Origin of the sequence: Sphingobacterium sp. UBA2480, from assembly GCF_002341965.1 — a bacterium.
Taxonomy (GTDB): domain Bacteria; phylum Bacteroidota; class Bacteroidia; order Sphingobacteriales; family Sphingobacteriaceae; genus Sphingobacterium; species Sphingobacterium multivorum.
On sequence record NZ_DDPA01000001.1, the window covers coordinates 946,055 to 956,842 of the forward strand.

Here is a 10,788-nt window from a genome sequence, read left to right on the forward strand (position 1 = left end):
TATAGGTCACTCCGCGGAGGTAATGCATATATTATTCCTTTTTTTTCATTGTCTTAAAAATAAACAGCAATTTGTCGAGATCTTTAGTTGATTTTGCTTTGCCAAACATGTGAACTAATTCATTCCACCCCTCGCCACTTTTACTATACATTATGCTTTGAATTGAATAGTCTTCATTACAGTTATAAATGGTCCAACTTACATCTTGATCAAATATTTCAATTTTCAGATGCTCAGTTTTACAACTTCTGCTTTTAGCTGGAAATTGGCTAGGATGATTACCGAAATATAAGCCTCCCGAGAAACCTGTATGATCTGTAGTGTCAGCAGGATAAAAATGGTAAACGGAAAAATCTTCTCCATTGGTTTCATTCATAGCATAATCTGTGGGTAAAGAAATAGAATACTTGCTTCCCCCTAATTGCCTTTCTTCCAATGGTTTTATAAAAGTGGTATCCACCGAATGATCCACAGATTTATGATCATTATTTTGTCCGAAGCTGGTCAATGTTAATATTGTCAGCAAGACAATCATTGTCAATTGCATCTTCATAACTTGGTTGTCTTTGTAAGGATTGATGACTCTAAATTTTATACTTCATGACCTAGCATATGACTCACCTCTCCTGGATCTGCATAAGTTCCTGACATTTTTTACCGGCAAACTGTTCGTAATCTATTCTCATCGTTATGTATCGATAGTTTCTGCTGCACGGTTATACCTGCAGGTTATTGCATAAGAAAGAAAAGGCCGCTTAGATACTTTCCGAGCGGCCTTGAAATCCTATATTTTAAATATACCTTATTTTTCTTTAACTATATCTGCCTCTATTCGCTTTACAAAATCAACAGTGACATTCGCCAGGTCTGCAATATCCGAAATCGAAAACTTATTCAAAGACAAGAGGTTTTTTATTACTTCAGTTTTACCCTTAGCTTCTCCCTCGACCATCCCTTGAGCCGCTCCTTCTACTTTTCCTTCTACTCTTCCTTCTGCTCTTCCTTCTACTCTTCCTTTAGCTTCTCCCTCCGCTCTTCCTTCGGCAATTGCTTTTTCGCGCGCTCGTTTCAATTGTTCTTCCTGGCTACTTCGGATGCTCTCGGCATCCCATTTATTCCTTAAACTTGCGTTGTACATCTCTCGTTCCTCCGGTTTTAGTTTGCTATACTCTGCTAACTGAAATAACTTTTCAAATATCGGCTTCCGCAGATATCTTGAAAGTCCCTTTAGCGAGGACATGTTTTTGAGTATAAAAAGCCAACGATCCAAATCATTATCTAACTCTGCCTCAGCTTTAACAAAGTTAACCAATTCTACATATATAAAACCCAGATCTTCGTAAAATATTTTACTGTGATCCCGATAACATAGACAAATATCGTGTAAAAAATACTTCTCCTCACCCGCATCAGGCATCGTAAATCCATCCATCAATACAATGATATAGACTTCACTAATTGCATAATTCCAAGCCCTTCGGTTGCCTTTAGGTGCCTGATCCGCTATCAACTTACTGCTGTAGTAAAGCATGCGCTTTTTCAAATTATCCTGCGCCGTGCGCTGCACTTCAATTATAAAACGTTCGCCATTGTCTGCCGTACAGGTCAGATCAAAAATAACCGTACCGATATCCTCTGTATCTCCAACATGCTCATTTTTGTTATAATATAAATCAGCAATGATCTTGCGCCCTCTAAAGAGTTCGTTTAAGAAAGCGATCAGTAGATCTTTATTGGTATCTGATCCAAAAACTTTTTTAAAGCCGTAATCTGTCGTGATATCGATATATTTAGACTGCTTCAATTCACTCATAATATATTGTTTTTAAATTGGTTAACAATACAATTATAAGCAAATTAAAACATTAAAACTAATATTTTTAGTAAAAACATTAGTTTTAAGAATCCGTCTTTAATCTGGTATATCTCCCATATTACACCACGCTATCGGATTGGTAAAAAAACTGTTGGGCTGAGATATTGGTTTGAAAGAATGATTGGTTAGGGAAACCGTAAGAAGACTTTAAAGGCAATTCGTAGATCCCGAATGTTTTGTTTCCGAACTGATCCAGACAATTTTGAAATTATTGGCACTTTAAATATTATTGACTACCTCGACAAAAACGGGAATAGTAGTATGAATATAAGTGGCTGGGAATTAATTAAGGACTTTTTCGCAAATAGAATTAATTCCGTCATGCTGGAGAGAAGACAGAAAACCTTTAAGATCGGTGCAATTATTAAAGATTGCGGGAGGACAACTGGTAGAGCTACCGCCAAAGAAATCTATATAGCTCACCCCTATATCGCTAAAGCAGTGGTACCGATAATAACATTGGCAGCTATTGGAAACTTGGAATTGATCGTGGTTGCTATCACGGCCTGCGACTTTTCAATTGGGCATGATTAATACCCAAGTCCAATATACATCAATTTGCGAGTGAAGAGGTATAAAATGCTGGTTTCGCGTACCGATGTCTAGCATTTAGTTTCTCTGTCTTATTTTACTATTTAATTCTTCTAGTTTCATTTTTGCGGTATTATTAGTTGGAGAAAGTGTCAAGATTTTTTCATAACACTTTTTCGCTTTATCCATATACCCCCTGACTGTGTAGGCCTCGGCTAAGCTATCCCATACATTGATTGATTGCGGATAATTTTTCGTATTCAGCTCAAAAATAGAAATTGCTATATCAGGTAGTTCTCTATCATAAAGGGCAACATATCCAATAGTATTTACAAAACTTTGGTCCGGTTTAGTATCAAAGAAAAGTTCCTTTTTTATTTTTGCACTGTAATTTACTAATATATCGGGGTCTTTTGTTACTTCATTTATATCAATATTATATGGTTCGAAGAGATATCGAAGGCCATAATATGTGGCAGGAATTGTTACTGTTAAATGCTTTTCGTCTTCAAAATATCTGAAGTCTACCTTCAGATCTGGAGATTTATTCTCTTTCAGTAATTTATAAAATTGATTTCCCCATTGATAATGCCTCTTATCTTCCTGCATATTATTGGCTAATGCAATGTATATCCTAGCTTTTAGGTCGACTCGATTCTCCAATACTTCTTTACTTCTTTTCCCAATATAATTATGATCCCAAAACCAAGAGGGGTCGATAAGTAAGTAATAACTAAACAGCTGCGGATTTTCTAATAGGCAATGTAACGCAAATAGTCCACCCAATGAGTGGCCGATAATCATGCTTTGTGGAACGGTTCTGAAAGATTTATTTATTTCTACCATTAATTCATTCTCCATAAAACGCATGAAATCATCCGCTTTTCCGCTACTTTTAAATGCAGAAATATCTTCTTTATCCAAATAATTCAATGAATTTGTAGGAGTAAAATTCTTTGTTCTATCGGTGTTTTCTATTGAAACAATAATGAGCTCAGGGATTTGCAACTTAAGATTTGCATCTGAATGCATTGATTGTGCAATCCCAGACACTTCCAAAAACTTACTCCTATCCCCATCCAAAACATAGGCAACGATATATTTTTTGTCGACATTGTTTTTATAGGAAGCCGGTAAATAAACAGCATAATTTCTGCTTTCATTAAGTATTTTAGAGTTTATCGTATAGCGCTGTCCAACCACTAAAAAATTGTCATGCGATTGCGCAAAAGAGTTGCTAAGGCTAAAAATAAAAAAACAGATTATTGTGGTTATAGTTCGGCCCGTCAGTATAAAGCTGGAAATCATCCGTATTGTTGCCATTAAAAAGGTTAAATAGATCTTATCATTACAAGTAAGCTTTAAATTTATGGAAAAGTTTTAGATTTATAATATCTTCATGCATGATTTTGGGGAAAGAACGCAGCATTCTGTTTGTTCTAAACCTTATCATATTGAAATTCGTTTTTTTATTGCATATTAGCCATCGGAAAATTAGACCATTTGAATTGGTACAACCTATAAAACAAATTGACTATGGAAAGGCCATATAGCGGTATTGCAACCCATTACGAAACTCCGACGGGGTATTCCATTATTGTCCCGGCAAAAAAGCATTTACCTATTATCATTATTTTTAGTTTATGGCTGGTTGGTTGGATACAATCAATTATTTTTTTAGCCCCGACACTTGAAAATTTTTACGCTACCACTGGTGGTTTAAGCTTCGAGGGAATATTTTTTATAGTTTGGTGGATCCTCTCGACGGCAGCTGGCTTATTTGTAATGAAAACGTTAATGTGGTACCTCATTGGAAAAGAAATCATCATAATAGATCGCGAGCAAATAAGTATTGCCAGAAAAAACGATATACTCTTCAGGCATAAGATTTATGATCTACAGGAAGCGAAGAAATTTCATGTTGAGGAAGAACATTTTGAGTTTGTTTTTTGGAACCAGGGTAATAGTTTAGGTATTTTTAGAAACAGGGGCACTATTCGATTTGAATATGGTTTTAAAACCATAAAATTTGCAAATGATATGGATCAAGCTGAGGCAAACCATATCTTGGAATCATTACGTGCGTCGGGCTATCTGACCACCACTAATTTTTGATCTGGCCAGCATTGATTGCGTTGGCATCTGAAAGGGGTCAGAAAACACTAAAGAAATGGAAAATTTAAACGAAAAAGTTTGGTAGTAAGCTGCATTCGATCTTTGATTATCTGTATAAAGGCTATGGCGTGTAAGGTTTTGCAGCTTGACGAAGTGGCGGATAAATTGGACAAAAAATTCAATTTAGTAGTAACGTAGTCGAGTAGTTCCACAAAAGCAAATTATCAAAAAAAGCTAAATATAAAACATATTCGGAGGAATAAAAAGCACAAAAGTTGTATCACTTAATCCACCATTTTGTCTATTTGTCGGATGTTTACCTTCATTTAAGTTATTGATTATTCTTGGCAATGTGGTCAAAACATCTGCGTCGGTTTCATTTTAAGGCAAGGGTAATTATATCATAAAGTCGCGCTACTTAAAAACTCCGCTAACATTATTTCTTTCCGATCTATATGCTTTTAATTGGCAATTGTATCCACACGAGAATAAGTATATGCTTCACGGTTAAGGGCGCCGGCGAGCGGAAAGAGAATAAGAAAACCGGCTGCTGTTGACTCACTCGGCACGACTAAATCACCATGGTTATCTATGGCAAAGCAAATAGTTTTAGTAAAGAATCTATTGACTAATACATAGATCTCAAGGTCGGTATTTCTGAAAGAAACAAAGTTTTGCGGTTCGGGATTAATTTTCCTCGTCCTTTCACGCACAACATTTCCTAAGGTATCAATTAGTTTGAAATGGATTTTATTTTTTTTGGTGAGCTCCAATGAAGTTTTGTAAAGATAGTGCAGGCTATCGGTTTTAAAATAATTTGGTTCGATATAGTTCCATAGACAATATTTATTATTGGCTGCACTCTTCGCTTGGCTGATATGAGTGTGGCCTATTATCTTCTGAGGATAATTATCAAAGATGTATGTCTGCTTCAACCCTACATTCGAAACGCTATGTGCCGCAGCAGTTTGTGCTAAATACTTGGGTGATATGGAAGTGCAAGAGATACACGAAAAAATAGATACCACTGAAAATAGTGCGATGACTAGAGTGCTCATATTGAGATGTTTTTTGATTTCTTTCATAAGCTCTTTTGTTCAATGGGAATTTCATGTAAGAAGTTTTTATTATTTTTTCCATTAAGGAATAACGTTGTAAGGGAAAAAACTGCTATTATGTGACGTCGTGATTAATCTTCCAGGAAAACTTTTTACAGTTATCAAGGTTTTCAAATTCAAATGATTCTATCCAATCATATTTTCCATCCTCATCTTGATATAAAACTAAATTGTCAGCTTTAATATTTTCAATAAATAATGATAATTCTGCAATACGAGCTTCTAAATCATCTAATCCATAACATGGAATATGTCTATGAATATCCGTTTTTCCATTTGGATCTTCAATTCCAATAGTTATTTCAGTATTATATGTTGCAATCCAAATTGAAAATATTCCGGATTCACTTTTCAAATCACAATCAAAAGATCCGTCATCTTGAAATTTTATTGTCTGAGCAAACTGTGGATAATTTCCTTCCAGGAATTTAAGTATTAATTTCGAAAATTCTCTTTGTTCCATTTAGCTTGATTTATAACTATGGCACATAATTCTTAAATATACGCAATTTGCGAAATTAGAAAGTTAATTTTAAAGATGCTTCACGAAGAGTTCTATATGTTCAGCTAAAAGAACTTGAAGAGCACGAATTGGTTGCAAAAGTTATTTACCCAGTTGTACCACCTAAAGTGGAATACAGTCTTACAGAATTTGGGAAGACTTTAATTCCTGTAATTTCTGCTCTAGAAAATTGGAGTGATGAGCATCAATTACTTCCCAACAATCACTTTTCGATGTTCAGTTCCCCATTCGGCCAGGGTATTGATGATTTTTTTTAGCGTCAAACCGTACTCTGTTAGCTGATATTGAACCGTTACGGGTTGCGTGTCGAGAACTATCCGTTTAATGAGTTGATTCATTTCCAATTCCTTTAACTCTTTACTGAGCATTTTATTGGAGATTCCTTTCACATCGTTTAAAATATCAGAAAAACGCCGTTTGTTGTAGTAGCAAACTGACGATATTATTGAGATTTTCCATTTGCCATTCAACACATCCATGGTATCGTGAACAGCCATAATCTGTTTTCTGTTTGTGTCGTTATTCGAGCATTCTATTTCCATAATAAGTTACCTTGTTACCCAAAAGTTACTGTTACTTTTGGTTACAAAGTTACCAAAATAAATTTAATCAATTTAGATTTGCATAGTTAAAGAAATCGATTTCAAAAACAAACAGTTTAAAAAGTCTTGACTAGAATAGAATTTTCGATCATTAAAAATTTAAAAAGATGAATTTCTCAGATAAAAATGTAGTAATTACCGGCGGAAGTGCAGGAATTGGATTAGCTACCGCTAAAACATTTATTGAAAAAGGAGCAAATGTATTGATAACAGGCCGAAATACCGATACCCTTCATGCAGCATCAGGAATTATTAATAGCCCAAAACTGAAGACCTTGTCTTCAGATACGTCCAAACTGGCAGATATTGCGCTATTGGAAGAAACAGTTGCAGCTAGCGGAAACAAAGTGGATGTGCTTGTACTGAATGCGGGAATAGCAAAGCAATATTCAATTGAAGATACAACCGAAGAGGTTTTTGACGACCTTTACAACATCAATGTCAAAGGACTATTCTTTACTTTGCAAAAATTAATCCCTCATTTATCAGAAGGAGCTTCCGTTGTTCTTATCTCATCTGGAGTCTCTGTGAGCGGGTATGCACAAATGGGTGCTTATGCAGCTACAAAAAGTGCAGTCGATGCGATTGCACGTACCGCAGCTACTGAATTGGCAGACAGAAAAATTAGAGTAAATGTGGTTGCTCCCGGATTGACCGATACACCTATGAATCAGCAAACGCCTGCAGATATAAAAAATGCCATAGCAGCAGCAGTGCCATTGAAACGAATCGGACAAGCTGAAGAAATTGCTAACGCAATTGTTTTCTTGTCTTCAAACGAAGCCTCTTATATTTCAGGTTCATATCTGGCGGTAGATGGCGGTGTTACCATTCGCAGATAAATATGCATAGTTTTTGATATACTTAGTGTTAGCCACTAAGTATATCATATCTAATCTTGGAATTAGAATTTAAAACGCCATCCGCTGGAGCTATGATTTAGTATTACTTAGCAATCTAACAAGTTCCTTTACAGATTCGTTGGTTGGTGCTGCAAAATCTTTTATTCCGTCAATTGTTTCCATGCAAAGAGGCGCAGCCCTTTCAAACATGATATCTTCATAAGCTGAAATTGCCTCTTTAAGGTTGGCTTTCCCTCCACTGGTTAGGCATTCACACAGATCCAAAGCGTCTAGCATGGCCAGATTTACGCCTTCACCATTCGGAGGCATTAAATGCGCGGCATCCCCAATGAGGGTAAGATTATTTTTAGAAGCCCACCTTATCGATAAAGGAAAATAGTTAAGTGGGCGCCACGTAAAATGTTCACTGGCTTCAAAAAGCATGAAGAAGACAGGATTCCAATTTACAAAATGTTTTTTTAAATACCCGCTAACTTCTATAGGATTACCAAAATCTATACCACTGGATATACCCCAGTTTTCCGGATACATTGAGGCTGCATAAAAAGTGAATCCGCCATCGCCTCTAGGCTGGACAACCAGGGTGGCCCCATCTCCCATAGCCATCAGATTCCCTTGATTAACGAGTTCGTACATTGCCGGGCATCCAATCTCGGGATGATCTATTTCGCCCTGGATAATTGCTGCTCCGGAATAAAGAGCTTTCAAATCTGTCAGATAGGGACGAACCTTGGAGCGGTAACCGTCCGATCCGATGACCAGATCAGCAACCGCGGTCATTCCGTTCTCAAATTTTAATTCCCATTTATCTTCAATTTCCCGCAAACCTATAAGCTGGCTATCCCAAACTACGGTACCAGGAAGCAGTCCGTCGATTAGGAGATCTCTCAGGGCTCCCCTATCGATTTCTGGTCGGAAATGTTCATCTCCGAATACGGGTTCTACGTCTCGCTGACTCTCATCCATCAGCATATTTCCCTGCGGATCAAGCAGACGATATTTGTCGGCCCCCTTCATGTAGTTTGCTTTAAAAGCCTCCATAAGTCCGGTCGCCTCCATCGCTTTAAGACCTGAATCAAAGTGCAGATCTACAATAGCTCCCTGTACGCGTGCGGCTTGACTAAAATCTCTTTCATACACTTTAACCTGTGCACCTTTCATTTGTAGCAGTCTGGCCAATGTCAGACCACCTGGACCTCCTCCAACGATGGCTATATTTTTTTCGCTCAACATTTCTATCATTTTTAATGATACAAAGGAACGGCAGAAAGAAAGACGATACAATAACGAGATGCTGTAACTTTAGGACTATTCGCGGTTTTTAACGATAAAGGCAGTCGGTGACATTCCTACCGCTTTGCTGAACAGCCGTGTGAAGTAGGAAAAGTCATCGTAGCCTAGTTCATCCGCAATCTCTTTCACTGACTTCCCGGAATGATAAAGCAGCCGTTTGGCCTCAAGTATAATCCGCTGCTGAATATGGATAGAAACGGGTTTACCAGTCGTCACCTTGACACATTCGTTGAGGTAGGAAGTCGATAGGTTTAAAAGTCCGGCGTAATCCCTTGGATTTTTAACCTTCTTATAGTTCTTTTCCAATGTTGTTTTAAACGCTCTTGTAATATCCTCAAATCGGGTATGATATACTGTCGGTTTTTCCAGAGCTAAATATTGTGAAATAATCAGCGCAATCAAGGTATTACAGCTTTCTTTTAAAATGGAATGATACAAAATCTCCGTTTTATTTCCAGACAATTTCATACATAAGGCAACGGCGTCTGACAGGATATCAAGGGTCTCAGGCTTTACAGACAATATGTCTGCCGGTGTAAAATCTTGCAACAAGCTCAGGTATGCTGCGCGGATGTTTTCTTCGGTAACGATCCAGGTACTGAGCATTGCTCTGTCGAATGAGATCACGCGATGCACCTGATGGGGATTGATGTAGACAATGGCCGGGGCTTTAATGCAATAGGTTTGAAAATCAATTTCAATAGTTGTATTTCCTTTTTCCTGAATGATAAACGTATAGCCTCCATCGCGATGGGCTCGTTCAACTTCGGAATCTGGTGATCCATGAAATGATTCACGCATCATCATAATACCCTTCGAAGTTCCTTCAGGCAATGTGTTAATTGGAATATTTTTGTCTTTTTTTCTCATTATAGAACAGGCTTAATGATAACAATCTCTTAAAAAGAGAATATATTTCCTCAATAAAAGTAAGCATTCCAATCTTCCTCCTGCCACAGTTTGCGCAATTAAGGAACGCCCAAAACCACCGTATTTTTTCTTCCAATTGAAAAATGTCTCCCTGTGAAACTCCGATTTGCCGGTATATCTCTTCCACTCGGGTGCTGGTCTCGGACTGACGTAACGCAAAAGCTATCTGTGCCTCGGTAAACTTCGATCTCTTCACCGTCTTTCCTCCTATTTAAAATTAGTAATTCACACCCGAATTCTCTATTTTTAAAATGTCCTATTTTGCGGGGGAGGGAGCTCACATGAATTGCTAATTTTGGAAGCGAGGAAAACCATTAAACAACTTAAAGATGGAATTTACAGAATTATTTAAACTGATTTATGACAATGACATTGATACATTAGAAAAAACAAAGTCAGAAGGTGTTGATTTTTGTAGAACCGACGGGTATGATCAGAACAATCTGCTTATAGCATATGCGGGTTCCGCTTATGACAAAAGATATCAACCGGAAGATCTGATAGATTTTCTTTTACACTGTGGCATTGACATTAATCATAGGCGGAATAAACACGGCGGTGAACTTGCAGCTCTGCACGTAGCTGTTTCTAAAATGAACTATCGAATTGTAAGCCATTTAATCGATTGCGGTGCAGAAATTGATATCCGTGAAATAAATGGGAATACCCCATTATGGATAGCTGTTATGAATTACCGCGGTCAGGAGAATACGATCAAAATAATAAATCTTCTTGTGTCAAAAGGTGCTTCGCTGGATGTAATCAATTATCATGACCGTTCAGTTAGGGATATTATAAATATTATTGGTGGAGGAATTGATGCCGGGCATAACAAAAAGGAATGGGATCTCAGACGCTTTCAACATCATTAAGATTGAAGAAGTAAATACTATCTTTTGTTTCAATAAACTTTTCGGGGAGTGTAACACCAACTGTG

The 10,788-nt window shown here is 37.2% G+C and carries 13 protein-coding genes and 1 pseudogene; 5 read left to right on the forward strand and 9 right to left on the reverse strand.

All coding sequences use genetic code 11. From position 1 onward, the window contains the following. Positions 1–31: 31 nt before the first annotated feature. Both B3600_RS04335 and B3600_RS04340 read right to left on the reverse strand, forming a co-directional pair. On the reverse strand, positions 32–553 hold the full coding sequence (locus B3600_RS04335; RefSeq protein WP_286752210.1) for a hypothetical protein: 522 nt from the start codon (positions 551–553) through the stop codon (positions 32–34). A gap of 249 nt (positions 554–802) precedes the next feature. Then, positions 803–1,813, reverse strand: a complete 1,011-nt coding sequence (locus B3600_RS04340; protein WP_286752211.1) for an Rpn family recombination-promoting nuclease/putative transposase — start codon at positions 1,811–1,813, stop codon at positions 803–805. 384 nt (positions 1,814–2,197) lie between these two features. On the opposite strand from B3600_RS04340, the gene B3600_RS04345 reads away from it, so the two are divergent. Continuing rightward, positions 2,198–2,410, forward strand: coding sequence for a hypothetical protein (locus tag B3600_RS04345; RefSeq protein ID WP_286752212.1), 213 nt, complete (start codon positions 2,198–2,200; stop codon positions 2,408–2,410). 75 nt (positions 2,411–2,485) lie between these two features. Here B3600_RS04345 and B3600_RS04350 read toward each other — a convergent pair whose 3' ends face one another. Beyond that, complete coding sequence (locus B3600_RS04350) at positions 2,486–3,730, reverse strand: alpha/beta hydrolase-fold protein (protein ID WP_286752213.1); 1,245 nt, start codon at positions 3,728–3,730, stop codon at positions 2,486–2,488. 213 nt (positions 3,731–3,943) lie between these two features. On the opposite strand from B3600_RS04350, the gene B3600_RS04355 reads away from it, so the two are divergent. After that, the gene (locus tag B3600_RS04355) at positions 3,944–4,522 is read left to right on the forward strand and encodes a hypothetical protein (RefSeq protein WP_286752214.1); all 579 of its coding nucleotides are present in this window, start codon (positions 3,944–3,946) and stop codon (positions 4,520–4,522) included. 461 nt (positions 4,523–4,983) lie between these two features. On the opposite strand, the gene B3600_RS04360 is transcribed toward B3600_RS04355, so the two are convergent. Together B3600_RS04360 and B3600_RS04365 are read right to left on the reverse strand one after the other, a co-directional pair. Further along, positions 4,984–5,580 carry a hypothetical protein gene (locus tag B3600_RS04360; protein ID WP_286752215.1) on the reverse strand — a complete coding sequence of 199 codons (597 nt, stop codon included), beginning with the start codon at positions 5,578–5,580 and terminating at the stop codon, positions 4,984–4,986. Positions 5,581–5,695: 115 nt separating this feature from the next. Next, positions 5,696–6,103 carry a hypothetical protein gene (locus tag B3600_RS04365; RefSeq protein ID WP_286752216.1) on the reverse strand — a complete coding sequence of 136 codons (408 nt, stop codon included), beginning with the start codon at positions 6,101–6,103 and terminating at the stop codon, positions 5,696–5,698. A 128-nt stretch (positions 6,104–6,231) separates the two neighbouring features. On the opposite strand from B3600_RS04365, the gene B3600_RS04370 reads away from it, so the two are divergent. Continuing rightward, positions 6,232–6,420: a winged helix-turn-helix transcriptional regulator gene (locus B3600_RS04370; RefSeq protein ID WP_349676781.1), complete on the forward strand. Its 189-nt coding sequence runs from the start codon at positions 6,232–6,234 to the stop codon at positions 6,418–6,420. Here B3600_RS04370 and B3600_RS04375 read toward each other — a convergent pair. Then, entirely contained in the window at positions 6,352–6,705 is a 354-nt protein-coding gene (locus B3600_RS04375; RefSeq protein WP_286752217.1) for a winged helix-turn-helix transcriptional regulator, read from the reverse strand. The genes B3600_RS04370 and B3600_RS04375 overlap by 69 nt on opposite strands. 167 nt (positions 6,706–6,872) lie before the next feature. On the opposite strand from B3600_RS04375, the gene B3600_RS04380 reads away from it, so the two are divergent. Next, positions 6,873–7,607 (forward strand): SDR family NAD(P)-dependent oxidoreductase, encoded by a 735-nt coding sequence (locus B3600_RS04380; protein ID WP_286752218.1) that lies wholly within the window; start codon positions 6,873–6,875, stop codon positions 7,605–7,607. Between the two features lie 90 nt (positions 7,608–7,697). Here the strand turns inward: B3600_RS04380 and B3600_RS04385 are convergent, their stop codons facing one another. The 3 genes and pseudogenes from B3600_RS04385 to B3600_RS04395 all read right to left on the reverse strand — a co-directional run. Continuing rightward, positions 7,698–8,861, reverse strand: coding sequence for an FAD-dependent oxidoreductase (locus tag B3600_RS04385; RefSeq protein WP_286752219.1), 1,164 nt, complete (start codon positions 8,859–8,861; stop codon positions 7,698–7,700). A gap of 75 nt (positions 8,862–8,936) precedes the next feature. Then, positions 8,937–9,791: an AraC family transcriptional regulator gene (locus B3600_RS04390; protein WP_286752220.1), complete on the reverse strand. Its 855-nt coding sequence runs from the start codon at positions 9,789–9,791 to the stop codon at positions 8,937–8,939. Positions 9,792–9,899: 108 nt separating this feature from the next. Next, a pseudogene (locus B3600_RS04395) lies at positions 9,900–10,047 on the reverse strand (transposase); the annotation flags it as partial. A 133-nt stretch (positions 10,048–10,180) separates the two neighbouring features. On the opposite strand from B3600_RS04395, the gene B3600_RS04400 reads away from it, so the two are divergent. Further along, positions 10,181–10,723 (forward strand): ankyrin repeat domain-containing protein, encoded by a 543-nt coding sequence (locus tag B3600_RS04400; protein ID WP_286752221.1) that lies wholly within the window; start codon positions 10,181–10,183, stop codon positions 10,721–10,723. The last annotated feature ends 65 nt before the right edge of the window (positions 10,724–10,788 follow it).

Coding starts and splice junctions, on each gene's coding strand:
- B3600_RS04355 (WP_286752214.1), top strand. CDS start 3,944: ATGGAAAGGCCATATAGCGGTATTGCAACCCATTACGAAACTCCGACG.
- B3600_RS04375 (WP_286752217.1), bottom strand. CDS start 6,705: ATGGAAATAGAATGCTCGAATAACGACACAAACAGAAAACAGATTATG.
- B3600_RS04350 (WP_286752213.1), bottom strand. CDS start 3,730: ATGGCAACAATACGGATGATTTCCAGCTTTATACTGACGGGCCGAACT.
- B3600_RS04360 (WP_286752215.1), bottom strand. CDS start 5,580: ATGAGCACTCTAGTCATCGCACTATTTTCAGTGGTATCTATTTTTTCG.
- B3600_RS04385 (WP_286752219.1), bottom strand. CDS start 8,861: ATGTTGAGCGAAAAAAATATAGCCATCGTTGGAGGAGGTCCAGGTGGT.
- B3600_RS04335 (WP_286752210.1), bottom strand. CDS start 553: ATGAAGATGCAATTGACAATGATTGTCTTGCTGACAATATTAACATTG.
- B3600_RS04380 (WP_286752218.1), top strand. CDS start 6,873: ATGAATTTCTCAGATAAAAATGTAGTAATTACCGGCGGAAGTGCAGGA.
- B3600_RS04345 (WP_286752212.1), top strand. CDS start 2,198: ATGCTGGAGAGAAGACAGAAAACCTTTAAGATCGGTGCAATTATTAAA.
- B3600_RS04400 (WP_286752221.1), top strand. CDS start 10,181: ATGGAATTTACAGAATTATTTAAACTGATTTATGACAATGACATTGAT.
- B3600_RS04390 (WP_286752220.1), bottom strand. CDS start 9,791: ATGAGAAAAAAAGACAAAAATATTCCAATTAACACATTGCCTGAAGGA.
- B3600_RS04365 (WP_286752216.1), bottom strand. CDS start 6,103: ATGGAACAAAGAGAATTTTCGAAATTAATACTTAAATTCCTGGAAGGA.
- B3600_RS04340 (WP_286752211.1), bottom strand. CDS start 1,813: ATGAGTGAATTGAAGCAGTCTAAATATATCGATATCACGACAGATTAC.